Origin of the sequence: Streptomyces sp. CA-251247, from assembly GCF_050952975.1 — a bacterium.
GTDB lineage: Bacteria > Actinomycetota > Actinomycetes > Streptomycetales > Streptomycetaceae > Streptomyces > Streptomyces achmelvichensis.
The window spans coordinates 252,866-276,584 of sequence record NZ_CP191861.1; the positions used below are offsets into that span (position 1 = coordinate 252,866).

Sequence of the window (23,719 nt, forward strand, 5' to 3'; positions counted from 1 at the left end):
AACCCGAGCTCCTCGCATGGCCAAGGTGGTCGACCGAGCGCTTCGCGATATCGCCGTCATCGAGGGCAACGTCCGCGAGTCACGGTCCAGGTCAGGGAGACCGAAGCGGCCGGATTCCCTCGTGCGCCCTGGGCACTGCCACGCTCGCCGGTGCACTCACCACCCCCCACAGTCCCAGTCGCCGAGCATCCGCTCCCACAGCAGCCCGTCCCGCCGGCTCCCGTCGAGGAAGATCGAGGAGTACGCGACGCCGTACGGGCTGAACCCGTTGCGTGAAGAAGTCGGCCGGCTGGGCCGGTCCCCACGGCCGGAAAGCCTCGACGTCCCGCACCCGATGCACGGCGATGGGAGCAGCGTCGGCCGCGATCAGGCGGATCCTGGCGCTGCTACGCATGGGGATGCTGTCGAGCTGGTACTGCTGCGGGCCGCTGCGGAGGAACTCCCTTGCGCCAGGGGCCGTTTCCCTACGCGTCGCTTTGTATCGATGGTTTGACACAAGATGGCGACCAGGGCATCTTGTACCCACCGCTTGATACAAAACGATCTGGGGGGATCTCCATATGCTCGACACTGTCCCGCTCCAGTCCCAACTCCTCGACCACGCCGAGCACTACGCCCGCTGGTCCGGTCTGGCCATCGGTATCGTGATCGCACAGCAGTTGGTCACGATGGAGAGCGGCGACATCACGATGCCTCTCGTGTTCGCCGTCACCGCTTTCGGCCTGTGCGCGGTGGGCGGTGTCCTGCTCGGCGACGCCCTGACCCTGCGTCCCCAGGAAGCGGTACGTACCGCGAGTCTCGCCCCGCGCCTGGTCCGGCACCAAGTGCCGCCCCGCATGGCGCCCTTGCTTCTTCTCCAGGCGGCAACCCTCGTCACCCTGCTGGTCATCGGTGCGGTCACGGCCTCCTCCGGCCCCGACCGCATTGGCAGAGCGGGGCGTGTCCTCACCGTCACCTGCGAAGGGATGCCCGCATCCCTCGGTCCCTGGCCCGGCTTGTACTACAGCGGCCCGATGATCGCCGCCCTCGCGGTCGGAACCCCCGTCTGCGTCTGGGCCTTGCGCCGTATCGCCCACGGCCCGGGCGACGACCAGCAGCGCCGCGACCGCGCGTGGGCGATCACCGGAGCCTGGGGACTGCTGGTGTCGAGCCAGGTGCTGCTCGTCGTGCTGATGATCTTCGTCGCACTCACGGAGAAGGCTTGCGCCGGCCCGCTGGGCGTCGCCACCATCGCAGTGATCTGTCCCCTGGGCATGCTGGGCCTGTTCACCTTCTACTGGTCCCTCGTCACCGTCGTGGCACCCCGGGCGGTCGAAGACAACACAGCCGACGATGGGACTTTCGAGGATGAGTGACCCCGCCGTCCGCGTCGACACCACCAGCCAGGTACCGCCCTACGAGCAGGTCCGCGCCCAACTGGCCGCGCTGATCCGCACCGGCCGGCTGGCCGAGGGCGAACGCCTGCCGACCGTGCGTCAGCTCGCCACCGACCTCGGCCTGGCACCGGGCACCGTGGCCCGCGCCTACCGAGAGCTGGAAGCCGCCAGGCTGATCCGCACCCGCCGTGGCGCGGGCACCCGGGTCGCAGCGCTCCCGTCCGGGCCGCACGCACACGATGCCGACCAACTCGTCACCCTTGCCCGGGACTTCAGCTCCGCCGCCCGAGCGCTCGGTGCCGACACCGAGGACATCCTGACCGCCGTCCGCGACGCCCTGGACCCCGAGCCCGCCTCCTCTTCAGCCACCGCCGACAACGAAGGGGGCGGCCCCAAGACGGCCAAGGCGTCGGCACACCTCACAGGCATACGCAGAGCAGCAGACGTAACAGTCAGAAATGACACTGCGTGAGGCCGATCGGTCGATGCGCGCCAGGACGGTCCCGCTCGCGCAGCACGATCCGGCGAAGATCGTCCTGATCAGCGAGTGACGCGCCCCCGGCCGAACCCCCGGCCGGTTGCCGGCGCTCGCATGGCGAGAGTCCCTCCCGCCGGCGATCAGATCGAAACCTCGTCGGTCAGCGAAGGCACGGCGCACGGACGGAGAACCATGAGCGAGTCCTCCAGGGCCGCCCTCATGGCAAAGGGGAACCGATCGAGCTCAAGGCAGAGCGCGACGTCATCAGGGTGGACTCCTTGACGCACACCCTCCGCCAGCTCAGCAGCGGCGCGCGACGCGCCGGCGCGGCGGAGGAACGCAGCAGCATCCGTCCCGGCCTCGGTGGCCCTCCCAGCGATGTATTGAGCACACGCCAGATCCTCGTCGGCCTGCCCATCCTCGCCGGTGACCACGAACGTGACACCGTCACTCCCTCGCGCTCGCAAGACCCGAGCCGTTGCCTCCGCCACCACGAAACTGGCACACAACACCAGCGACGCCTCCTTGACCGCGAGGGCACCGACCGTCCCCGCCGTGGTCTTCTGCACAACAGTCCGTCCACCAAGGTCAACGGACTGCAGCAGCCCCGGTGAGTTGACCATGTCGAACCCCGGCTCGGACGGACCGTCTTTGAGCGCAGCCCAATCCGGGTGATGAGCCTTCAGCGCCAGGGCCTCGTCCAGCGACTCTGCGAGAACGATCCTTTCCGCCCCCTGGCCAAAAGCCCAGGCAGCCACGGTGAAAGCACGCATGACGTCGACCACGACCGCCACGGACGGGACTTCAACCAGATCAGCGATGCCAAGGAAACGAGCGTCCATTCCGATCATGATCGCGCATGACCGACCTGGAACACCAGGAGAATGATGCACGCCATATCGACGCACAAAGGCCGAAGAGACGGACCGACAACACCGAGTGACGGAGCAGGAGCGCCCCAGCCTCAGCCTCCAGCTACTCAGGTCGGACGGCAGGATGGCGCGGCGCGGCCGGTCAGCTCCCGAAGGCGACTCCGGGCAGCCCCTCGCCGGCGTCCGGCAGCACCAGGAGCGAGCCCGACAGTGGGTGCGGCCGGGCCAGGCCGGTGCGAGCCGTGGTGATGTAGAGGTCGCGCAGGCTCGGGCCGCCGAAGGTGCAGGCCGTGGGGCGGCGGACGGGGAGGTCGAGGGTGCGGTCGAGGTCGCCGGCCGGGGTGTAGCGGCGCAGTTGGGCGCCGTCCCACAGGGCGACCCACACGCAGCCGTCGGCGTCGACGGTCAGGCCGTCCGGGAAACCGGCGCCTTCCTCGATGGTGGCCAAGGGGCGTCGGTCGACGGGGAGTTGCCCGTCCAACCGGCAGACGTCGATGCGACGAGTGGGGCTGTCGATGTAGTAGACGAGGCTCCCGTCGGGACTCCAGCCGGTGCCGTTGCTGACAGACACGGCGGAGAAGAGCTCGGTGGTGGTGCCGTCGGGGGTGACGCGGCAGAGGTTGCCACCGCCGGTCCGCTCGTCATAGCGCATGGTGCCGGCCCACAGGGAGCCGTCCGGTGCGACGGCCGCATCGTTGCCGCGGCGACCGGGTACGGGGTCGCGCACGAGCCAGGAGAACGCGCCGTCGGCGCCGTACAGCGCCACACCGTCGCGGAGGTTGACCACGAGGCCATCGTCCTTGCACGGCTTGGCCGCGCCCACGTGCTGTTCGGTGGCCAGCACCGTGCGGCAGTTGCTGCCCGGCTCGTACGTGTGGATGCGCGAGCCCAGGATGTCCACCCAGATCAGCCGCCCGGTCGCCGGGTCCCAGGTGGGGCCCTCGCCCAGTGCTGCCGATTCCCTGACCGCGACCTCGACAGTCGTCACCGGGGGCCGACCCGATAGCCGAGGCTCGTGGACAGGTCCTCCGCTCCCTTGACCGCCAGCTCGGCAAGGTCGGCTTCACGCTCCTGAGACCAGCGGATCATGGGGACCGAGATGGAGAGGGCGGCGACAGTGCGGCCAGAGCTGTCGCGCACGGGGGCGGCCACGCAGCTCACGTCCGGATTCGACTCCCGGTGTTCGACGGCGATGCCGCGACGGCGGGTCTCGGCGAGGACGGCGCGCAGTTCATCGGGATCGGTGATGCTGTTGTGGGTCATCGCGGCCAGTTCGCCCGCTTCATCGATCCGGAGATTCAGCTCGTCGGTCGGGAGCGCGGCGAGGAGCATCTTGCCGACGGAGGTGCAGTGTGCCGGGAGCCTGCGTCCCGCGGCCGAGACCATGCGGACGGCGTGGGTCGAGTCGACCTTGGCGATGTAGATGACGTCCAGATTCTCGAGGATCGCCACATGGACCGTCTCGTCGCAGGTCCCCGCGACCTCACTGGCCACCCGCCGGCCTTCGGCGGCGAGGTCGAGCTGTTCCGCGTACCGGCTGCCCAGCTGGTAGCTGCGCACCCCGAGGCGGTAACGGCCCGGCTGCCCGGGCACGACAACCAGATAGGAGCGGGCCACCAACGTCGTGACCAGCTCGTGCACCGTGGTGCGGGGCAGCTGGAGCTTGCGGGTGATGTCGGGCGAGGTGAGCGTTCCGTCGCCGTCCAGGAACAGTTCGAGTACGTCCAGCGCCCTGGTCACCGCGGGGACAAGACGTCCCATGTCCCTCACCCATCCCTGCTGTTCGAAACTTCGGCCACTGCTCGGTATTCCGAACACAGGTTAGGCACAGCTCCGTTCGCCGGGCAATGGTCATGCCTGTTCGCTCGCCGATGATCCTGCGGGCATGTCCCTTGCGCAGTCCATTGACACTGCCGCGAGGGCTTGTCTACGGTCACGCCAACATTTCGAACGTGTGACGAAATTTCGAACAACCGAGATCCGGACTCGAGGGGCAACTGCCGTGCGCATCACGGGAATCAGTACTCATGTCGTCGGGACGCCCTGGCGCAATCTCACCTACGTTCTCGTGCACACCGACGAGGGCCTCACCGGGGTCGGCGAGACCCGCATGCTCGGCCGGACGGACGCACTGATCGGCTATCTCCGCGAGGCGGAGGCGAACCACATCGCCGGTTCGGACCCGTTCGCCGTGGAAGATCTCGTGCGTCGCATGAAGTACGGCGACTACGGCCGCGCCGGCGAGATCGTCATGTCCGGGATCGCGGTTGTCGAGATGGCGTGCTGGGACATCAAGGGCAAGGCCCTCGGCGTACCGGTCTGGCAGCTGCTCGGCGGTCAGGTGACCGACAGGGTCAAGGCGTACGCCAACGGCTGGTACACGACCGAGCGCACCCCGGAGGCCTACCACAAGGCGGCCCAGGAGGTCGTGGCGCGCGGCTACCGTGCGCTGAAGATCGACCCGTTCGGGACCGGGCACTTCGAGCTGGACCACGAGCAGAGCCTGTACGCCGTGTCGCTGATCGAGGCGGTACGCGACGCCATCGGGCCCGACGCCGAGCTGATGCTGGAGATGCACGGGCGGTTCAGCCCCTCGACGGCGGTGCGGCTCGCCCGCGAGCTGGCGCCGTTCAAGCCGGCCTGGCTCGAGGAGCCGGTCCCGCCGGAGAACCTGAAGGCCCTGGAGAAGGTCGCCGCGAAGGTGGACATCCCGGTCGCGACCGGTGAACGGATCCATGACCGGATCGAGTTCCGGGAGCTCTTCGAATCCCAGGCCGCCGACATCATCCAGCCGGACCTCGGGCACATCGGCGGCATCCTGGAGACTCGCAAGCTGGCGGCGACCGCCGAGACGCACTACATGCTGGTCGCCCCGCACAACGTCGGCGGCTCGGTACTCACCGCGGCCTCGCTCCAACTGGCGGCCTGCACACCGAACTTCAAGATCCTGGAACACTTCAACGACTTCGCGGACGCGGAGATCAAGAAGGTGGTCAAGGGGGCACCCCAGGTCGACCCGGCGACCGGCAGCTTCGAGGTCTCGCACGCGCCTGGGCTCGGTGTCGAGCTGGATGTGGACGCGGCGGCCGAGTTCCCGCAGCAGAAGGCCCGCTTCGACCTGTGGGCCGAAGGCTGGGAGCAGAGGGCGCCCCGGTGAGCCGCGCCATGAGCGAAACGAGCCCCCTGCCCGCCGGGGGCGACCGCGGGACCGACCGCTCCCCTGACGGGGTCAACCGTTCCCTGGTCATTGAGCGGCCAGGTGAACACTGTCTGATACAGGGCGAGTTGCCGGTGCCCGGACCCGGCGAGGTCCTGGTTCGGGTCGCCGCCGCGGGCGTCTGTATGAGCGACCGCGAGGTCTACGACGGGCACCGTGACGCCGCCTATGTCAGCTATCCCGTGATCCCCGGGCACGAGTGGTCCGGGACCGTCGAGGCGGTCGGCGAGGGCGTCAACCCCACACTCGTCGGCCGCAAGACGGTGGCCGAAGGGTTCCGGGCATGTGGGGTCTGCGCGCGCTGCCGGTGCGGAGAAACGAGCCTGTGCACCGGCGGGTACGCCGAGACCGGATTCACCGAACCGGGCGCGTTCGCCGACTGGTGCACCGTGCCCGCCCGCCTGCTGCACCTGCTCGACGACGACGCCGATCTACGGGCCGCAGCCCTCCTCGAGCCCGCAGCGGTGATCGCCGCGGCGGTGCGGGCCGGGCGCCCGGCCCCTGGCGAGCGGATCGCCGTCGTCGGCGCGGGTACCCTCGGGCTGCTCGCGGTCCAGCTCCTTGCCGCCTGCTCGCCCGCCGAGTTGACGGTGATCGATCCACGGACCGAACGCGGCGAGCAGGCACGGCAGTTCGGGGCGACCGAGAGCCTGCCGCCGGGTGCTGCCGAGGCCGCGGCGCAGGGCCGCTTCGACCTGGTGGTCGAGACCGCGGGGGCGCCCACCACGGCCGCTTCGTCCTGCCTCCTCGCACGCCGGGGCGGCCGGGTGGTGCTCACCGGGATGTTCGCTCCGGGAGCCACCGGTATCGACCCGGTACATCTCTCGCTGAGCCAACTGGAGATCCGCAGCGTCTTCGGGGCCTCCTCGTCCGCCTGGTCCGACGCGGTACGGGCCTTCGGCCTCGGACTGCTCGATCCCGCACCACTGATCACCCACGAGTTCCCGCTGGAGCGGTTCGACGAGGCCATCGCACTGGTCGGCGGCTCCGACCCGAAGACCGGGAAGGTGCTGCTCCGCCCCTGAGTTCGCGCCACCCGAACGGGTGCCCCTCGAAGAACCGACCCCGGACCGTACGGCGGTACGCAGCCGCCTGACTCGCCCCTTGCCGCCGCACGCCCATCAACTCGAACGTCGTCCGATATCTCGAACATGGGAGCCCCGTGAACGCCCCGTCCTCACCCCGTCGCCCAGGCGCCGACGCCCTGGCCGACATCGGCCACGCCGTGCCCGCCCTGGACCCGGCCGACACCTCTGCCCACTCCTTCCCCGACGGCGGCACCTGGCGTACCGAGATCCCCTCGGTGGAAGGCCCCGAGGCACTGTCCGTCGTCCTCAAGGAAAGTTCACGCCTCGACGTCCCGATCCACCGGATCAGCCAGGGCAGCGGCGTCTGGATGCTGTCCGACAGTGAGATCACCGAGATGGTCGAGGGGACCGGCGAGCGCAACATCGAGCTCTGCCTGTTCACCGGCCCCCGCGGCACTTGGGACACCGGCGCCTCCGTCCGCACCGACTCACGCGGCGCCGGGCTGCGCGCCCGCGGGCACGACGCCCTCGCCGGCTGTGTCGAAGACGCCGTACGCGCAACGGAGTTGGGCGTCACCTGCCTGCTCGTGGCGGACGAGGGCGTGCTCTGGACGCTGCACCGGGCACGCCTTGCGGGCGTCATTCCGCGCGACACCACGCTCAAGGTCTCCGCACTGATCGGACCCGTCAACCCCGCCTCGTACGCCGTGTACGAGCGGCTCGGCGCGGACTCGCTCAACGTCCCCTCCGACCTCACGCTCGCCCACCTCACCGAGATCCGCCGAGTTTCCGCCGCACCCATGGACCTGTACGTCGAGGCGCCGGACGACCTGGGCGGCTATGTGCGGATGTACGAGATCGCCGAGCTGATCCGGCGCGGCGCACCGCTGTATCTGAAGTTCGGTCTGTCGAAGACGTCCGGGATCTACCCCTACGGGGCACATCTGCGCGACCTCACGCTCGACACCGCCCGCGAGCGCGTCCGCCGTGGCCGCCTTGCCCTCGATCTGCTGGCCCGGCACGGAGCGGACGGTGGCATGTCACCGCTCGGCTCCCGCCTGCACGGCACGCTGAACCGCTTCAGCACGACCACCCCCGTTGACAACGTTCCAGGCGACGCGACCGAGAAGGACTCCTGATCATGCGTATACGTACCGCGGCAACCACCGCAGCCTGCTTCGCCCTCAGCCTCTCGCTCACCGCCTGCGGCCAGGACAGCTCGGGCGGCAGCGAGGAGAAGAAGGACCCCAAGGACGCCACGATCGGCATCGCGATGCCGACCAAGTCGTCCGAGCGCTGGATCTCCGACGGCAACAACGTCATCAAGGACCTCAAGGCCAAGGGATACAAGACGAAGCTGGTCTTCGGCGAGGACGACCCGGACCAGCAGGTCTCACAGATCGAGAACATGATCACGCAGGGCGTGGACGCCCTGGTCATCGCGGCCATCGACAACAAGTCCCTGGACAACGTGCTCCAGCAGGCCGCCGACGCCAAGATCCCCGTGATCTCCTACGACCGCCTGATTCTCAACTCGGAGCACGTCGACTACTACGCGTCCTTCGACAACGAGAAGGTCGGCAGGCTGCAGGGCACGTACATCATCGAGCAACTCGGCCTGGACAAGGGCGAAAAGGGCCCGTTCAACATCGAGTTGTTCGCCGGCTCCAACGACGACAACAACACACGGTACTTCTTCAGCGGCGCGATGAAGGTACTGCAGCCCTACATCGACAAGAAGCAGCTCGTCGTCCAGTCCCGGCAGACCAAGCTCAACCAGGTCACCACTCTGCGCTGGGACGGCGGCACGGCCCAGCGGCGCATGGACGACCTGCTGACCTCCTCGTACGGCGGCTCCCAGCGCGTGGACGCGGTGCTCTCGCCGTACGACGGCATCTCCATCGGTATTCTCTCCGCGCTCCGCGGCGACAGCTACGGCACCAAGACCAAGCCGTGGCCGGTCGTCACCGGCCAGGACGCCGAGGTCGCCTCCGTGAAGTCGATCATCGCGGGCGAGCAGCGGCAGACCGTCTACAAGGACCTGCGCCAGCTCGCCAAGGTCGCCACCGGCATGGTCGACGCCGCACTCAAGGGCGACAAGCCCGAGACCAACGACACCACGTCGTACAACAACGGCGCGAAGGTCGTCCCCGCCTATCTGCTCAACCCGGTCAGCGTCGACAAGAAGAACTACACCAAGGAGCTGATCGACACCGGCTACTACAAGGAGAGCGACCTCAAGTAGCCGCCGCAGCCGGCCTTCCCCGCGCTCCGGACTTCGTGCCCGAGCCGGGGAGAGCCCCCATCAGCGACACCCCCATCAGCGACAGCGAAAGGCACGACCATGGCGGGACCCGTCCTGGAAATGCGCTCGATCATCAAGACCTTTCCCGGAGTCAGGGCGCTCTCGGACGTCACCCTGACCGTCCGCCCGGGCGAGGTCCATGCCATCTGCGGGGAGAACGGCGCCGGCAAGTCGACCCTCGTGAAAGTCCTCTCCGGCGTCCATCCGCACGGCACCTACGAAGGAGACATCCTCTTTCAGGGCGAGCCGTGCCGGTTCAAGGACATCAGGGCGAGCGAGCAACGCGGCATCGTCATCATCCACCAGGAACTCGCACTGGTGCCCTATCTCTCCATCGCGGAGAACATCTTCCTCGGCAACGAGCACGCCACCCACGGCGTGATCAGCTGGGAGGAGACACTGCGGCACGCCTCCGAACTGCTGCGCCGGGTCGGCCTCGACGAGAACCCACAGACCCGGGTCGCCGACATCGGCGTGGGCAAGCAGCAGCTCGTGGAGATCGCGAAGGCGCTCTCCAAGAGGGTGAAACTGCTGATCCTCGATGAGCCGACGGCGGCGCTGAACGACGAGGACAGCGGCAAACTCCTCGATCTCATCCTGGAGTTGAAGAACCACGGCATCGCCTCGATCATCATCTCGCACAAGCTGAACGAGATCGCACGGGTCGCCGACTCCGTGACCATCATCCGCGACGGACGCTCCATCGAGACGCTGGACGTGAAGGCGACGGAGACCACCGAGGAGCGGATCATCAGCGGCATGGTCGGCCGCGACCTCGACCACCGCTTCCCCGAACGTACCCCGCACCAGCCCGAGCAGGGCGCGTCACCGGCCCTGGAGATCCGAGGCTGGACGGTGCATCACCCGATCGACCGGCACCGCAAGGTCGTCGACAACGTCACGCTGAATGTGCGCCGCGGCGAGATCGTAGGAATCGCCGGCCTCATGGGGGCGGGCCGCACCGAACTCGCGATGAGCGTCTTCGGCCGCACGTACGGGCGCTACGCGGGCGGCACGGTCCTCAAGGACGGCAGAGAGATCCGCACCAAGACCGTCTCCGAGGCGGTCCGGCACGGGATCGCCTATGTCACCGAGGACCGCAAGCACTACGGGCTCAACCTCATCGACACGATCGCCCGCAACATCTCGCTCAGCGCGCTCGGCAAGGTCGCGCGCCGCGGCATCGTCGACGAGCACGCGGAGCGGCAGGTCGCCGAGGGCTACCGCAAGAGCATGAACATCAAGGCGCCGACGGTCGCCGAGTCGGTCGGAAAGCTGTCGGGCGGCAATCAGCAAAAGGTCGTCCTCAGCAAATGGATCTTCGCGGGTCCGGACGTACTGATCCTCGATGAGCCCACCCGCGGCATCGACGTGGGCGCCAAATACGAGATCTACACGGTGATCGACAAGCTCGCCGCCCAGGGCAAAGCCGTCGTCTTCATCTCCTCGGAACTCCCCGAACTGCTCGGCATGTGCGACCGCATCTACACGATGTCCGCCGGCCGGCTGACCGGTGAGCTGCCGCGGGCGGAGGCCACGCAGGAATTGCTGATGCGTCGGATGACGAAGGACAAGAGGTAGCAGGATGAGTACGAATCTGACGGCCGAGTCGCCGGCGGACGCCCCGCTCCCGTCCGGTGACGGCAAGAATCGCGGCAATACGGCAGGCGGCGGCCTGCTCGGTCTGGTCCTCGAAGGGCTGCGCCGCAATATGCGGCAGTACGGCATGCTGATCGCGCTCGGCCTGATCGTGGCGCTGTTCACGGTGTGGACGGGCGGCGACCTGCTGCTGCCGCGCAATGTCTCCAACCTGGTGCTGCAGAACAGCTACATCCTGATCCTCGCGATCGGCATGATGCTCGTCATCATCTCGGGCCACATCGACCTGTCGGTCGGCTCGCTCACCGCCTGCGTGGGCGCGGTCGCGGCCGTACTGATGGTGCAGCACCACGTCGCCTGGCCGATCGCGGTCGTCCTGTGCCTGGTCCTCGGGGCGGCCGCGGGCGCGATGCAGGGCTTCTTCATCGCGTATCTGGGGATACCCTCCTTCATCGTCACGTTGGCAGGGATGCTGCTTTTCCGCGGCGTCACCGAGATCGTCCTCAAGGGCCAGACCCTCGGCCCCTTCCCCAAGGGACTGCAGACCATCGCCAACGGCTTCCTGCCGGAGGTCGGCCCGGACAGCAACTACCACAATCTCACCCTGCTGCTCGGCTTCGTCCTGATCACGTTCGTCATCATTCAAGAAGTGCGCGACCGAAGGCGGCAGCAGGAGTTCGCGCTGGATGTGCCGCCCGCGAAACTGTTCGCGCTCAAGCTGATCGCCCTGGTCGCCGCCGCGCTGACGGTGACCCTGATGCTCGCCAGCTACAAGGGCGCGCCCGTGGTGCTGCTGATCCTGGCCGTCCTGGTCGTCGGCTTCGGCTACGTGATGCGCAACGCCGTCGTCGGACGCCATGTCTACGCGATCGGCGGAAACCTGCCCGCGGCCAAGCTCTCCGGCGTCAGGGACAAGAAGGTCACCTTCCTGGTCTTCCTGAACATGGGCATGCTGGCCGCCCTCGCCGGCCTGATCTTCGCGGCCCGCTTCAATGCCGCCTCCCCCAAGGCCGGCACCAACTTCGAGCTCGAGGCGATCGCCGCCGCGTTCATCGGCGGCGCCTCCATGAGCGGCGGCGTCGGCACCGTCCTGGGCGCGATCATCGGCGGCCTGGTCCTCGGTGTGCTCAACAACGGCATGAACCTCGTCGGCGTCGGCACGGACTGGCAGCAGGTCATCAAGGGCCTGGTCCTGCTCGCGGCGGTCGGCTTCGACGTGTGGAACAAGCGCAAGGTCGGTTCGTAGAACTCCCAGGAAGTATCCAACCCTTACCGGAGCCGCAGATGAAGACGAGTAGACGCACGGTGATGGCAGCGGCCGCCGCGGGACTCGCCGCGACCACGATCGGCACCACAACCACAACCGCACACGCCCACCCCCACGGTTCGGAGGGCGGACAGCCCGAGAGGGAGCTGTTCGGCAAGCTCGCCGACGGTACAAAGGTCTACCGCTGGTCACTGGCCAACGGCGGCACCCGGCTGAAAGTGCTGTCGTACGGCGGCATCGTGCAGTCCCTGGAGATACCCGACCGGCACGGCCGGTACAAGAACGTCTCGCTGGGCTTCGATTCCCTCGAGGAGTACGTCGCCTCCAGCCCGTACTTCGGCGCACTCATCGGCCGTTACGGCAACCGCATCGCCAGGGGAAAGTTCACCCTGGACGGCAAGGCGTACCAGGTGTCCGTCAACGACGGCGAGAACAGCCTGCACGGCGGGTCCAAGGGCTTCGACAAGCGCGTATGGGACGTCGAGAGCTTCACCTCCGGCTCCGACATCGGCCTAATTCTCCACTACACCAGCGTCGACGGAGAGATGGGCTACCCCGGAACCCTCAGGGTCAAGGCGACGTACACCCTGACCCGGCGGGGCGATTGGCGCGTCGACTACGCGGCCACCACCGACAAGACCACGGTCGTCAACCTCACCAGCCACGTCTACTGGAACCTGGCGGGAGAGGACGGCGGATCGGTCTACGACCACGAGCTGAGCATCGGCGCCTCCCGGTACACGCCGGTCGACTCCGGGCTCATCCCCACCGGCGAACTGGCGAGGGTCGCGGGCACGCCCTTCGACTACCGCCGGCCCAAGACCGTCGGTGAGGACATCCGGGCAGCGCACCAGCAGCTGCTGTACGGCCAGGGCTACGACCACAACTGGGTTCTGGACAAGGGCAGCACGAACGCGCCCCAGCAGATCGCCACGCTGCGCGACCCGGCCTCGGGCCGTGTCCTGGACATCGCGACGACCGAGCCCGGCCTGCAGTTCTACTCCGGCAACTTCCTGGACGGAACACTGGTCGGCTCGGGCGGCACCATCCACCGCCAGGGCGACGCCCTGTGTCTGGAGACCCAGCACTTCCCGGACTCCCCCAACCAGCCGTCCTTCCCGTCCACGGTCCTGCGGCCCGGCGACACCTACCGCTCCACGACGGTGCACAGATTCTCTGCGCGCTGACCGTCAGCCACCGCTGTCGGTTCCGCGGTCGCCGCCCTCGCCCGCCACCGGGCGAGGGCTCTCCCCGGGCGGGGGCTCTCCCCGACAGTTGTTCCGGCCGATCAGGACCCGGCCGCGGAGAGTGTCACGTAGAAGCGGCAGTTCGTGCCGGGGTCTTCGACCCACCGTAAAGTGAACCGCATGACCATGGTGGAAGTGGTTCAGCTTCTGTTGTCACCGACCCATCGCTATATGGGACGGCCGGCCGACGGCCCGGCTGCGGCACACGAAGACGATCTGGTCGAGGCTGTCACCGTACGACGGAATCTGGGGATCGTCGGCGACCGGTACTTCGGTCATCCGGCGCACCGCCGCGCCGCTGTCACCCTCATGGCAGTGGAGAATCTTCCGACAGATATCAATGCGACGGTCGACCTTCGGCAGACGCGTCGGAACGTGCTCCTCCGAGGGGTGGACATCGACGCCTATGTGGGTTCGACGGTCTCATTGGACAGCGGCAGCGGCCCGGTCCTGCTGGCAGTCAACAGCGCGGCGCGGCCGTGTGCCTGGATGAATGCCACCATCGGAGACGGCGCCCAGCGGGCACTGAGAGGTAAGGGCGGCGTGCGCTGCACACCGCTGTCCGATGGCGTTCTCACGCTGGGAGCCGCAGCATTCACGACACAGGTCATGGACTCGCAGGAAAGTCCTGGCTGATCCTCAGAAGATGCGAGGGCGGCGGCGTCCGGCATCGAGGCGCCACGAAATCCGATGGCGGACGGGGCACCGATCCGACATGATCGCGCGCATGCCTTCCATGGTGACGAACGTAGCGATCGACTGTGCGAACGCCTACCGGCTGGCGCGGTTCTGGAGCGATGTGACCGGACACCCCTTGGACCCCGAGGACGAACCGGGTCACGACGAGACGGAGATCATGCTGCCCGGGGGTCCCGCCTTGCACTTCAACGAGGTTCCGGAGCCGAAGTCGGCCAAGAACAGACTCCATCTGTGCCTGCGCCCGGACACCTCACGGGACGCAGAGGTTGAACGGCTGTTGAAGCTGGGCGCCTCGCTGGTCGCCGATCGCCGCAAGCCCGACGGCTGGGGCTGGGTCGTTCTCGCCGACCCGGAAGGCAATGAGTTCTGCATCCTGCTGGCCGAATCCGAGCGGGCGGCATTGGCCACGAGCACAGCGGCCTCGTAACGGACCGTGAGCCTTTCCTGGCGGGCTATCACCACAGGAGCCGAGCTTCCCGCGATCCCGCTGCGGGCTCGGGCTCTGTGAGGTTGCGGCTGCTCCAGTGGCGCACGCTCCGGCTCACAGGCACCTTGGACGGGTGAAGCTCACTTTGCGGGCGCGGGGGGCCGCACCACCGGACACCGTATGGCAGCGCTACGTCCAGCCGGCTCTGTGGCCGACCTGGGCGCCGCAGATCCGGTCCGTTGACACAGAACCAGAACTGCGCGCCGGAATGCGGGGCCGGTTGCTTCCCTGGGCGGGGCCGGCAGTGCGGTTCGTGGTAACGGCCGTCGACCACGAAGATCGCACGTGGAGCTGGCGGGTACAGACTGGGCCGGTCCGCATGCAGTTGTGGCACGCGGTGCGCCCGTGCGAGGGCTCGGCGACCACAACAGAGCTGCACATCGAAGGCCCCCTCTTCGTCGTCGCGGTCTACGCGCCGTTGGCCAAGCGTGCGCTGCGCCATCTGGTCCGGCCTTGATCCGCAATGCAGCGCGGTCCGGGCTGCAAGGCAGGCGCACAGCTGCGTCAGCACGTACTACTGGACCCTGCGGCCCGTAGCGGAGGCGAAGCCCAGCCAGGTGTGACGGTTGCCCCACCAGCACCAGCCGACCTTCGGGGCGTTGCGCCGCTCGCGGCCGTCTCGCCCCGTGCCGTTGCTGATCCAGATCGCCGGAGTGCGGGCATCCAGGGCGCCGTTGGGCTTGCGCAGCCGGGAGCCGATGGTCATGAAGCAGCGGTTGCGCTCGAGCACCGCCGGTTGCTGGAGCACCCAGTGGATGCCTTCGGTGAGCAGCAGCGGGGTGCGGTCGTCCTTGGTGAGGGCGGGCAGTGCCTCCTCGGGGCTCCAGTTGGCCATGTGGTCGCCGCGGTCGAGGCCCGTGACGAGGTAGAGAGAAGCGCCGGGCAGCTCGACGGTGCAGGGGGTGAAGCGGTCGACGTCGGGCATGTCGGTGACGACGAAGCCGGGCTTGCCGTCGCGGCGGAGCAGCGGTGCAAGGGCGGAGGTGGGCGCGTGGTCCGGGTGGACGGCGAGCAGTGCATCGCCGTCTCGGCTGCCGGCGTCCTCGGCGAACGTGCGCATCTCGTCGGCGGGTATCCCCGCGAGCTCGTGCACCCCAAGCTCGATCAGCCGTTCCGCCTGGGCGGCAAGCGACGGGAGAGGAGGCACGGTGATGACGGACGAGGTATCGGGCAAGACAGTCCCTCGGTTCACGGTTCGCAGCAGTGGCCTGACGTAAACGAGGGGGCCCTCCGGAGTGTTCCCGCCGCGGTGCCGGTGCCACGATGAAGTCCTCACCCGACGCCGTGTGCCCGTAAGCGTGGATGGCCGTCGCCTCATGGGGGACATGCCGCTGGTTCACCGACGGTTCTCCCTCGTCGTCAGCCTCGGTGCCCTCCCGGGGGCACCGAGTCAGCCAGGTGCTCCACGACGCACCCTCGGCCTGGCGCCGTCGTGCTGACCCTGAATCCCAAATGGCTCGCGTCGCGTACCTGTTGTGCAGAGTTCTGCGTGCGGCTCCGCCGCCGCCGCCGAGCTGCGGCATCGCCGTTGAGAACATCTGACTCGACGATCGGTCTCCGGGTCTACTCGCGGGTTGGCTACCGTCGGGCCGTGGTGCCCGATTGAGCGTTTGCCGGTCATTCGCCTGTCAGAGGCTGCCTCATCGTGTCAGCCGAAGCCAGTCATACTCCCGCGATCTTCGAGCTCAATGAGTGCAGAGTTGGGCCAGGTTCTGACGCCTCAGGTGGGTGAAAGGTCGTCAGCCGCTCCGTTCGGCGGGGTCCGCGAGGGGCCCCACATCAGCACCATCGGGCTTCAGGCGCAGAGAGATGCTGTTGATGCAGTACCGCTGGTCGGTCGGGGTCGGAAACCCCTCCCCCTCGAACACATGCCCAAGGTGAGATCCGCAGCGGGCGCACCGGACCTCGGTCTGCACCATGCCGTACGACCGGTCCTCGGCCAGCTCGACGGCGTCGGAATCCTTCGGGTCGAAGAAGGAGGGCCAGCCGCACCGGGAGTCGAACTTCTCCTTGGAGGTGAAGAGTTCGGCACCGCAGGCGCGGCACGAGTAGACGCCCTCCGTCTTGGTGTCGGTGTACTCGCCCGTGAAGGGCGTCTCGGTGTGCGCGCGGCGCAGGACCCTGTACTCCTCAGGCTTCAACTCCGCGCGCCACTGCTCGTCCGTCTTCTGGATGTCGTACGACATGAATCTCCATCCCTCACAAAGACCGGAGTCGACGTTCGAGGCTCCGGTCGGGCGCTTGCGATGGCGTATTCGGCAACGCGCCGCTGTTCGTCGGGCCTTCGGCCAATGCCCGGCAGTTGATTCCCGTGACGTGTGCGGCCGAGTGGATCGGATGCGATCTACTCGGCCGCAGTGCCCGCCTTGAGCGCGTAGGCCGTCAGCTGCGAAGTGACCGGAGCCCGGTGCGCAGCTCGTTCACGAACAGCTCCGGCTGTTCCCAGGCCGCGAAGTGTCCGCCCTTGGGAAGCCGGTTGTAGTGGATGAGGTTCGGGTAGGCCTGCTCTGCCCAGGTGCGAGGGGACTGGTACAGCTCCTCGGGGAAGACGCTCACGGCGACCGGAAGGGTGATTCCCTTCGCGCCGAAGAAGGGGAACGTGTTCTCCGCGTAGAGACGGCCCGACGAGACCCCGGTGTTCGTCAGCCAGAAGAGCGTGACGTTGTCGAGGAAGTCGTCTCGCGTCAGGCCTTCAGGCTCACCGGCGAATGAGCGGGTGATCATCGCCAGGCTGTCTCGGTCGTGGTCGGCCATGAAGGCAGCCAGGAACGAGGGAGAATCCGCGAGGCCGGTCAGAACCTGGGGACGTGAAGCCATGATGTACGCGTAGAAGACGTGCGCATACACAAAGGTCAGCTGGCCGACTGCGCGCTGCTCCTCCTCCGTGAGCTCCGGGAGGTCGGGCGGCAGCGGCTGGCTGGTGGCGAGCGCCTGGTCGATCGCAGGGGGGACTACGCCCGGCATGTTGGTGTGGATGCCGACCAATCCCTCAGGCGCCTGCAGAGCCATGACGTCGGTGACGACGGCACCCCAGTCGCCGCCCTGCGCCACATACCGTGTGTAGCCGAGCCGCTTCATCAGCTCGGCCCAGGCGCGTGCGATACGGTCCGGCCCCCAGCCCTTGGCGGTCGGCTTGCCGGAGAAGCCGTATCCCGGCATCGACGGAATCACCACGTCGAAGGCATCCGACGCACTGCCACCGTGCGCTGTCGGGTCCGTGAGCGGCTCGATGATCTTCAGCTGTTCGACGACCGATCCGGGCCACCCGTGCGTAATGAGGATCGGCAGAGCACCCTCATGCGACGAACGCACATGAATGAAGTGAATGTCCAGGCCGTCGATCTCGGTGACGAAATTCGGATAGGCACCCACCTTCGCCTTGACCCTGCCGAAGTCGTAGTCCTCGCCCCAGTAGCGGACGATTTCCTGAACAGTCGCGAGCTGAGGGCCCTGCGACTGATCGGTGACAGTCTCCTTCTCGGGCCAGCGTGTGGCTGCGATGCGCTTGCGCAGGTCAGCGACGTCCGCCTCCGGAAAATCCACCGTGAACGGCCGGACCGCCGTCCTTTCAGAAGTGACAGACATGGGGAATTCCTCCCGTCAGAGGTACTTACTCGATGAGGTCCCGAGTCTCACCCGGGGCGTGTGCTCATCGCCCCCGGGGACGCACGGGCATCACCCCGGGGTTTGCCCGGGGTGAGTACGGGCTCTACGCGGGCTGCCGTGCACACCGCATCGACCCTTGGCAGAGAGCCGCTCATCACGGAACGCGGTCCGGGCTCCGGGCCGCCCCGGCATGAGCAAAACCGAACAAACATGGTAAATTTGGTGGTCTTGCGTTGCGTTATCGCGACTGAAGGCGCCGCAAAGCCTCAGGCGAGCAGCGCTCAGGAACGCGCCAACCGATCGGGAAGATCGCTTCCTATGACCAAGTTCGCCGCCCGATCACAGGGCGGGCTGTGGGGTCGGATCGACCAGCTCACCGCGCTGGATCAGGTACTGGATACAGCTCGGGCCGGAAACAGTGCAGTGCTGGTTCTTCGCGGTGAGGCCGGCATCGGCAAGACCGCCCTGCTGGAGTACGCGGCCGGCCGGGCCGTGGGGTTCCGGACGATCGACGTCGCCGGCATCGAATCAGAGATGGAACTTCCGTTCGCCACCCTCCAGCTGGTGTGTGCGCCCATGCTGGGGAGACTGCACGAGCTGCCTGACCCACAGAGCGAGGCCCTGTCTGTCGCCTTCGGACTGCGGGAGGGCAAGGCCCCTAGTCGGTTCCTGGTCGGACTGGCCGTGCTCGGTCTCCTCGCCAGCATCACTGAGGACCACCCGCTGGTGTGTCTCATCGATGATGCTCAATGGATCGACGAGGGTTCCATAGAAGTGCTGTCCTTCGTCGCCAGGCGCTTGAAAGCAGAGCCCGTAGCTTTGATCTTCGCTCTTCGAGCGCCTTCCGACCGCGATCTGGCCGGTCTGCCGGAGATGGTGGTCAAGGGGCTGAGCGAACCCGATGCTCGCGCCTTGCTCGCCGCTGCCGTGAGCGTGCGCCTCGACCCCCTGGTACGGGACCGGATCGTTGCCGAGGCTCGCGGCAACCCCATGGCCTTGCTGTACCTCCCGCACGCTCTGGCGCCCGCTGAGCTGGCGGGAGGCTTCTGGCTTCCCGGCAGCCGCCCGCTGACAAGCTACCTCGAGAACGCGTTTCACCAGCAGTTCCGATCACTTCCAGAGGACAGCCAGCGCCTTCTGCAGACCGCCGCCGCGGAGCCCACCGGAGACGTGTGCCTGTTGTTTCGCGCGATCGGCTTGCAGAACATACCGGTCGACGCCGCAGCGCCGGCGGACGCCGCCGAGCTGGTCGACTTCCGGACCAGGGTGCGTTTCCGCCATCCCTTGGTCCGCTCGGCCATTTACCAAAGGATGTCCGCACAGGATCGCAGGACGGCCCATCGGGCTCTGGCACAGGCCACGGACGCCCATGACCCGGACCGCAGGGCGTGGCATCGAGCGCGCGCCGCCGCGTGGCCGGACGAAAGCATTGCCACCGACTTGGAAGAGTCGGCCGGCCGGGCTCAAGGCAGGGGAGGTGCTGCGGCAGCAGCCTCGTTCCTTCGGCGATCAACCGAAATGACATCCGACCCCGGACGGCGCGTCACTCGCGCGCTGGCCGCCGCACAGGCCGGGATCGACGCGGGCGGGCCCAACCAGGCGTACGACATGCTGGCGATCGCCGAGGCCGGTCCTCTGGACGCCCTGCAGCGCGCTCGCCTCGAGCGGTTGCGAGCGAGCCTGGTGTTCTCCCAGATCCGGGGCAGCGACGCCCCCCGTCTGCTTCTCGACGCCGCACACCGCCTGGCGCCCCTCGACCCCGACCTTGCTCGTGACACTCTGCTGGAAGCCGCCGGCGCAGCGGTCTTCGCCGGCCGGCTCACCGAGCAGCCCACGCATCATGAAGTTGCCGCGGCGGCCCGCGCTGAACTGACGCCGCAGAAGGTGCGGACAGTTGATGTCCTCCTGGACAGCATTGCCTCTCTGATCATTGATGGCTTCTCCGCCAGCGTCGACGCTCTCTGGCATGCGCTGCGCATCGTCCAGCAGGAGCAGAAGGAGGGCGTGCTGGAGGGTAGTCGCTGGCTGTGGCTGGGTTGCCCTTTGACGCCCGAGCCTTTCGCCCCGGAACTGTGGGACGACGGCGCGTGGTGCGAGATGGCGGACAGCTCCGTCGAAATCGCCCGCGATGCGGGAGCTCTTTCCGTTCTCCCCATGGCTCTGAACTACCAGGCTTGCTTCCATGTGCATGCCGGAGAATTCGGTCTTGCGGAATCCGAGATCGACGAGGCGAAAACAATCTCGGAGGCGACGAACAGCCCACCCATGTTGTACACGTTGCTTGTGCTCGGCGCCTGGAGGGCACAGGAGTCCACCATGCTGGAGCTCATCAACTCCAGCATCCGAGAGGCGCATGACCGAGGCGAGGGCCGCATTCTCGGTCTGGCAAAATACTCGACAGCTTTGCTGTACAACGGCACTGGCCAATATGACACCGCGCTGGAAGCCGCGACAAGCGCATGCCAGTACGAAGACCTCGGATTCTTCGGGTGGGCTCTGATCGAACTGATCGAGGCTGCCGCCCGCAGCGGGCAGCCGGGGGTCGCCGCAGAGGCGCTGGAAAAGCTCACCGCCCGCACGAACGCCAGCGGCACCGAGTGGGCACTGGGCGCGCAGGCCTGTTCCCGCGCCCTGCTGAGCACTGGCCAGGCTGCGGATGATCTCTACCAGGAGGCGATCGAGCGTCTCGGACGCTGCCGGATCGCCGTGCACCTGGATCGTGCTCACTTGCTCTACGGCGAGTGGTTGCGTCGCGAAAACCGTCGCCAGGAAAGTCGCACACACCTCCGCTTCGCCTACGAGAATTTCAGTCGAATGGGAGCAGCCGGTTTCGCCGACCGCGCCCACAGAGAACTCAAGTCGACCGGAGAACACGCACGCAAGCGGGCGGTTGGCACTGAGGTCACGTTGACCGGTCAGGAGACACAAATCGCTCGACTCGTCAAAGCCGGGCACACCAACAGCGAGATCGCCGGTAAACTGTTCATCAGCCCACGCACGGTCGAATGGCATATCGGTAACCTCTTCACCAAGCTGGGCGTCACCTCACGCGCCCAACTCTTCTCAGCGTCATCACCTCTCAACCAGGGCATGCGAATGTGAGCTACCGCACGAAGAACACGGTCACCTTCGACCCACATTGTTCGCCATGACGAAAGCCTCAAGATCGAGCAGTTCCTGCGGCCGTCGCGCGAAGCGGACGAAGGCCGGTGCGTACCTCGCCGACGAAGAGTTCCGGTTGTTCCCAGGCCGGAAAGTGCCCGCCTTTCGGGAGCTTGTTGTAGTGGACGAGGTTGGGGTAGGCCTGCTGCGCCCAGCTCTTCGGAGGCGTGTAGAGCTCGTTGGGAAAGACACTCACCGCAGCCGGGAGGTCAACGCCCTTGACCGCGAGGAAAGGGGATGTGTTTTCCGCGTAGAGACGAGCTGCGGAGATGGCCGTGTTCGTCAGCCAATAGAACGTGATGTTGTCCAGCACATCGTCCCGCGTCAGGATGTCGGACTCTCCGCCGTAGGCCCGGGTGATCAGCTCCACGCCGGGGTCGAGCATGAAGGCCGCCAGCCCCACGGGCGAGTCTGCCAGTGCGGTCAGCGACTGCGGGAGCGTCGCCATGGTGTAGGCGTAGTAGGCATGCGAGTACAGGAAGATCAGCTGATCGATTGCTCGCTGCTCGTCCGCTGAGGGATCCGGGATACCGGTCGGAAGCGGCTTGCCGGCCGCGAGAGCCCGGTCGATGTCGGAAGGGACTGCGCCCGCCAAGTTGGTGTGTATGCCGGCCAGTCCCGGAGGGGCCTGCGCACCCATCAGGTCCGTGATGATCGCGCCCCAGTCGCCTCCCTGCGCCGTGTAGTGGGCGTACCCCAGGCGTTCCATCAGTACTGCCCAGGCGCGCGCAATGCGCTCGGGCCCCCAACCGGTCGATGTCGGCTTCCCCGAGAACCCGTAGCCGGGTATCGACGGAAGCACCAGGTGGAAGGCATCCGACGCGTCCCCGCCATGGGCCGTGGGATCGGTGAGAGGCCCGATGATGTTCAGTGTCTGGATGATCGAGCCGGGCCATCCGTGGGTGAGGATGAGCGGCAGAGCATTCTCATGCTTCGAGCGGACATGGATGAAGCGAATGTCCAGCCCGTCGATCTCGGTCGTGAAGTGCGGCTGAGCCTTCAGCTTCGCCTCGACGTTGCGCCAGTCGTAGTCGGCTGCCCAGTAGCGCGCGAGTTGCTGAATCGTGGCGAGTTGTGTGCCCTGCGACTGATCGCCCACCGTCTCCCTGTCCGGCCAGCGCGCCGCCTGGATACGTGCACGGAGGTCCTCCAGCTCCGCATCCGGGAAGTCGAATGTGAACGGTTCAATTCCTGCGGGCATGGGAGGGCTCCTTGCCGTGGTGCGACGCGGTGCACTCGTTCATCCTCGTGGTTCCAACCCGTCGGGGATCACTGAGGTGCGTCTCACGATCGCCGGACAACGCCTCTTCCCCGGAGCGTGGCCAAACCGCCCGATGCAGCCACACCTCAGGGGCGGATTCGAGGCTCGGGGGCGGCCAGGATCCGAGGGCAGGAACTCGGCAGAATTCTCCACACCACCCCACGACAACAGACTAGTTCCCCTCTCGACACCCGTCATGTCGGACCTGTGCCCACCCCTGTCAGGCACATCCGTGATCCCGGGATCGGTGGACGCGTCCTCGGTGATCAGCTCCCGGCCGCTCCCCCTCAGTACCACCGCAACGCTGGGCGAACGTGGCACCGCGCCTTGTGACGTCTTGGCTGGGATGGCGCTAGAACGTCAACCAACCTTGTCCTTTTGACAAGGAAGGTTGACATGACGACAAGCTACCTTTACGTTCTTCCCATGGAGAAATCGCCGGAGAACCGCGATAGCCGAAGCGACACGGTCCGCGCCCGCGCCCTGTTCGTCGACTGGTTGCCGGCGGTCGTCGCCCTTGTGCTGCTCAGCCTGATCTCAGAGCTCGGGCTCTTCGGTGCGGCGGGCTCATGGGAAGTGTTCTGGTCGCTGCTGAACCTCGCCCCGGGGCTGTGGATCGTCCGGGCCGTGGTCAGGGGCCTGCGCCGCGCCGACGAGTACCAGCGTCGCTGCCAACTGGAAGCCCTGGCCATCGGGTTCGGCGTGCTGACCATGGCAATCTACGCCGTCGGACTGCTCCAGGCCGTCGGGGTGGGCGACCTGCGGCAGTTGATCCAGATCAGCTTCATCGGAAGCATCCTGATCTGGATCGCGGCCCTGCTGTTCAAGACCCCGCGGACCCGATGAGGAACCGACTCAGGGAACTGCGGGCGGCGCGCCGTTGGAGCCAGACCGACCTCGCCGACCGCCTCGACGTCTCCCGGCAAACGATCTACGCCATCGAAACCGGCCGCTACGACCCGAGCTTGCCACTCGCATTCAAGATCGCCGCCGTATTCGGCGAACCGATCGAGGATCTCTTCCTCCCCGACGAAACCACGGACGCCGCATCGTGACCGCCGGTTACGGCAGAGGGCGGCTCTGACTCTCCACTTCGGCGACGGCTACGCGTGGTC

21 protein-coding genes and 1 pseudogene are annotated in these 23,719 nt (G+C 67.2%); 15 read left to right on the top strand and 7 right to left on the bottom strand.

What is annotated here, in order from left to right; genetic code table 11:
• Window positions 1-560: 560 nt before the first annotated feature.
• Window positions 561-1,355, top strand: coding sequence for a hypothetical protein (locus ACQPWZ_RS01100; protein WP_340471197.1), 795 nt, complete (start codon window positions 561-563; stop codon window positions 1,353-1,355).
• A pseudogene (locus tag ACQPWZ_RS01105) lies at window positions 1,348-1,725 on the top strand (GntR family transcriptional regulator); the annotation flags it as partial. The gene ACQPWZ_RS01100 and the pseudogene ACQPWZ_RS01105, both read left to right, overlap by 8 nt.
• A 269-nt stretch (window positions 1,726-1,994) precedes the next feature.
• Here the strand turns inward: ACQPWZ_RS01105 and ACQPWZ_RS01110 are convergent.
• From ACQPWZ_RS01110 to ACQPWZ_RS01120, 3 genes are all read right to left on the bottom strand, one after another.
• Entirely contained in the window at window positions 1,995-2,696 is a 702-nt protein-coding gene (locus tag ACQPWZ_RS01110; protein WP_433570308.1) for a 2-phosphosulfolactate phosphatase, read from the bottom strand.
• A gap of 172 nt (window positions 2,697-2,868) precedes the next feature.
• Window positions 2,869-3,714, bottom strand: coding sequence for an SMP-30/gluconolactonase/LRE family protein (locus tag ACQPWZ_RS01115; RefSeq protein WP_433570309.1), 846 nt, complete (start codon window positions 3,712-3,714; stop codon window positions 2,869-2,871).
• The gene (locus ACQPWZ_RS01120) at window positions 3,711-4,487 is read right to left on the bottom strand and encodes an IclR family transcriptional regulator (protein WP_433570310.1); all 777 of its coding nucleotides are present in this window, start codon (window positions 4,485-4,487) and stop codon (window positions 3,711-3,713) included. The genes ACQPWZ_RS01115 and ACQPWZ_RS01120 overlap by 4 nt, the downstream gene beginning before the upstream one ends.
• Window positions 4,488-4,728: 241 nt before the next feature.
• On the opposite strand from ACQPWZ_RS01120, the gene ACQPWZ_RS01125 reads away from it, so the two are divergent.
• The 10 genes from ACQPWZ_RS01125 (at window position 4,729) to ACQPWZ_RS01170 (ending at window position 15,032) form a co-directional block, all read left to right on the top strand.
• Entirely contained in the window at window positions 4,729-5,883 is a 1,155-nt protein-coding gene (locus ACQPWZ_RS01125; protein WP_383237956.1) for a mandelate racemase/muconate lactonizing enzyme family protein, read from the top strand.
• An 8-nt stretch (window positions 5,884-5,891) separates the two neighbouring features.
• Window positions 5,892-6,968 (top strand): zinc-dependent alcohol dehydrogenase, encoded by a 1,077-nt coding sequence (locus tag ACQPWZ_RS01130; protein ID WP_433570311.1) that lies wholly within the window; start codon window positions 5,892-5,894, stop codon window positions 6,966-6,968.
• Between the two features lie 137 nt (window positions 6,969-7,105).
• Window positions 7,106-8,110, top strand: a complete 1,005-nt coding sequence (locus ACQPWZ_RS01135) for a hypothetical protein (RefSeq protein ID WP_433570312.1) — start codon at window positions 7,106-7,108, stop codon at window positions 8,108-8,110.
• Between the two features lie 2 nt (window positions 8,111-8,112).
• The gene (gene chvE, locus ACQPWZ_RS01140) at window positions 8,113-9,216 is read left to right on the top strand and encodes a multiple monosaccharide ABC transporter substrate-binding protein (protein WP_433570313.1); all 1,104 of its coding nucleotides are present in this window, start codon (window positions 8,113-8,115) and stop codon (window positions 9,214-9,216) included.
• A gap of 99 nt (window positions 9,217-9,315) precedes the next feature.
• Window positions 9,316-10,857 carry a multiple monosaccharide ABC transporter ATP-binding protein gene (gene mmsA / locus ACQPWZ_RS01145; RefSeq protein ID WP_433570314.1) on the top strand — a complete coding sequence of 514 codons (1,542 nt, stop codon included), beginning with the start codon at window positions 9,316-9,318 and terminating at the stop codon, window positions 10,855-10,857.
• A gap of 4 nt (window positions 10,858-10,861) precedes the next feature.
• Window positions 10,862-12,121, top strand: a complete 1,260-nt coding sequence (mmsB, locus tag ACQPWZ_RS01150; protein ID WP_433570315.1) for a multiple monosaccharide ABC transporter permease — start codon at window positions 10,862-10,864, stop codon at window positions 12,119-12,121.
• 38 nt (window positions 12,122-12,159) lie between these two features.
• On the top strand, window positions 12,160-13,329 hold the full coding sequence (locus ACQPWZ_RS01155) for an aldose epimerase family protein (RefSeq protein ID WP_433570316.1): 1,170 nt from the start codon (window positions 12,160-12,162) through the stop codon (window positions 13,327-13,329).
• A gap of 180 nt (window positions 13,330-13,509) precedes the next feature.
• Entirely contained in the window at window positions 13,510-14,025 is a 516-nt protein-coding gene (locus ACQPWZ_RS01160) for a molybdenum cofactor biosysynthesis protein (protein WP_340471207.1), read from the top strand.
• 91 nt (window positions 14,026-14,116) lie between these two features.
• Complete coding sequence (locus ACQPWZ_RS01165) at window positions 14,117-14,515, top strand: VOC family protein (RefSeq protein WP_340471208.1); 399 nt, start codon at window positions 14,117-14,119, stop codon at window positions 14,513-14,515.
• 133 nt (window positions 14,516-14,648) lie between these two features.
• Window positions 14,649-15,032, top strand: a complete 384-nt coding sequence (locus ACQPWZ_RS01170; protein ID WP_433570317.1) for an SRPBCC family protein — start codon at window positions 14,649-14,651, stop codon at window positions 15,030-15,032.
• Between the two features lie 57 nt (window positions 15,033-15,089).
• Here ACQPWZ_RS01170 and ACQPWZ_RS01175 read toward each other — a convergent pair whose 3' ends face one another.
• The 3 genes from ACQPWZ_RS01175 to ACQPWZ_RS01185 all read right to left on the bottom strand — a co-directional run bounded on the left by ACQPWZ_RS01175 (window position 15,090) and on the right by ACQPWZ_RS01185 (window position 18,160).
• Entirely contained in the window at window positions 15,090-15,749 is a 660-nt protein-coding gene (locus ACQPWZ_RS01175; RefSeq protein WP_433570318.1) for a DUF5701 family protein, read from the bottom strand.
• Window positions 15,750-16,314: 565 nt separating this feature from the next.
• Window positions 16,315-16,761: a peptide-methionine (R)-S-oxide reductase MsrB gene (gene msrB, locus ACQPWZ_RS01180; protein WP_340471211.1), complete on the bottom strand. Its 447-nt coding sequence runs from the start codon at window positions 16,759-16,761 to the stop codon at window positions 16,315-16,317.
• Window positions 16,762-16,957: 196 nt separating this feature from the next.
• Window positions 16,958-18,160, bottom strand: coding sequence for an epoxide hydrolase family protein (locus ACQPWZ_RS01185; protein WP_340471212.1), 1,203 nt, complete (start codon window positions 18,158-18,160; stop codon window positions 16,958-16,960).
• A 339-nt stretch (window positions 18,161-18,499) separates the two neighbouring features.
• Here ACQPWZ_RS01185 and ACQPWZ_RS01190 point away from each other — a divergent pair, with 339 nt between their 5' ends.
• Window positions 18,500-21,283 carry a helix-turn-helix transcriptional regulator gene (locus ACQPWZ_RS01190; RefSeq protein ID WP_433570319.1) on the top strand — a complete coding sequence of 928 codons (2,784 nt, stop codon included), beginning with the start codon at window positions 18,500-18,502 and terminating at the stop codon, window positions 21,281-21,283.
• Window positions 21,284-21,341: 58 nt separating this feature from the next.
• On the opposite strand, the gene ACQPWZ_RS01195 is transcribed toward ACQPWZ_RS01190, so the two are convergent.
• Window positions 21,342-22,544 (bottom strand): epoxide hydrolase family protein, encoded by a 1,203-nt coding sequence (locus tag ACQPWZ_RS01195; protein ID WP_433570320.1) that lies wholly within the window; start codon window positions 22,542-22,544, stop codon window positions 21,342-21,344.
• Window positions 22,545-23,000: 456 nt separating this feature from the next.
• On the opposite strand from ACQPWZ_RS01195, the gene ACQPWZ_RS01200 reads away from it, so the two are divergent.
• Window positions 23,001-23,450 carry a hypothetical protein gene (locus tag ACQPWZ_RS01200; protein ID WP_433570321.1) on the top strand — a complete coding sequence of 150 codons (450 nt, stop codon included), beginning with the start codon at window positions 23,001-23,003 and terminating at the stop codon, window positions 23,448-23,450.
• On the top strand, window positions 23,447-23,659 hold the full coding sequence (locus ACQPWZ_RS01205; RefSeq protein WP_313948443.1) for a helix-turn-helix transcriptional regulator: 213 nt from the start codon (window positions 23,447-23,449) through the stop codon (window positions 23,657-23,659). The genes ACQPWZ_RS01200 and ACQPWZ_RS01205 overlap by 4 nt, the downstream gene beginning before the upstream one ends.
• Window positions 23,660-23,719: the final 60 nt, after the last annotated feature.

What these genes read in the sequence shown, in the direction of transcription:
- ACQPWZ_RS01100 (WP_340471197.1), top strand. Translation starts at nt 561, where the DNA reads ATGCTCGACACTGTCCCGCTCCAGTCCCAACTCCTCGACCACGCCGAG.
- ACQPWZ_RS01110 (WP_433570308.1), bottom strand. Translation starts at nt 2,696, where the DNA reads ATGGACGCTCGTTTCCTTGGCATCGCTGATCTGGTTGAAGTCCCGTCC.
- ACQPWZ_RS01120 (WP_433570310.1), bottom strand. Translation starts at nt 4,487, where the DNA reads ATGGGACGTCTTGTCCCCGCGGTGACCAGGGCGCTGGACGTACTCGAA.
- ACQPWZ_RS01130 (WP_433570311.1), top strand. Translation starts at nt 5,892, where the DNA reads ATGAGCGAAACGAGCCCCCTGCCCGCCGGGGGCGACCGCGGGACCGAC.
- chvE (WP_433570313.1), top strand. Translation starts at nt 8,113, where the DNA reads ATGCGTATACGTACCGCGGCAACCACCGCAGCCTGCTTCGCCCTCAGC.
- mmsA (WP_433570314.1), top strand. Translation starts at nt 9,316, where the DNA reads ATGGCGGGACCCGTCCTGGAAATGCGCTCGATCATCAAGACCTTTCCC.
- mmsB (WP_433570315.1), top strand. Translation starts at nt 10,862, where the DNA reads ATGAGTACGAATCTGACGGCCGAGTCGCCGGCGGACGCCCCGCTCCCG.
- ACQPWZ_RS01155 (WP_433570316.1), top strand. Translation starts at nt 12,160, where the DNA reads ATGAAGACGAGTAGACGCACGGTGATGGCAGCGGCCGCCGCGGGACTC.
- ACQPWZ_RS01160 (WP_340471207.1), top strand. Translation starts at nt 13,510, where the DNA reads ATGACCATGGTGGAAGTGGTTCAGCTTCTGTTGTCACCGACCCATCGC.
- ACQPWZ_RS01165 (WP_340471208.1), top strand. Translation starts at nt 14,117, where the DNA reads ATGCCTTCCATGGTGACGAACGTAGCGATCGACTGTGCGAACGCCTAC.
- msrB (WP_340471211.1), bottom strand. Translation starts at nt 16,761, where the DNA reads ATGTCGTACGACATCCAGAAGACGGACGAGCAGTGGCGCGCGGAGTTG.
- ACQPWZ_RS01185 (WP_340471212.1), bottom strand. Translation starts at nt 18,160, where the DNA reads ATGTCTGTCACTTCTGAAAGGACGGCGGTCCGGCCGTTCACGGTGGAT.
- ACQPWZ_RS01190 (WP_433570319.1), top strand. Translation starts at nt 18,500, where the DNA reads ATGACCAAGTTCGCCGCCCGATCACAGGGCGGGCTGTGGGGTCGGATC.
- ACQPWZ_RS01195 (WP_433570320.1), bottom strand. Translation starts at nt 22,544, where the DNA reads ATGCCCGCAGGAATTGAACCGTTCACATTCGACTTCCCGGATGCGGAG.
- ACQPWZ_RS01200 (WP_433570321.1), top strand. Translation starts at nt 23,001, where the DNA reads ATGACGACAAGCTACCTTTACGTTCTTCCCATGGAGAAATCGCCGGAG.
- ACQPWZ_RS01205 (WP_313948443.1), top strand. Translation starts at nt 23,447, where the DNA reads ATGAGGAACCGACTCAGGGAACTGCGGGCGGCGCGCCGTTGGAGCCAG.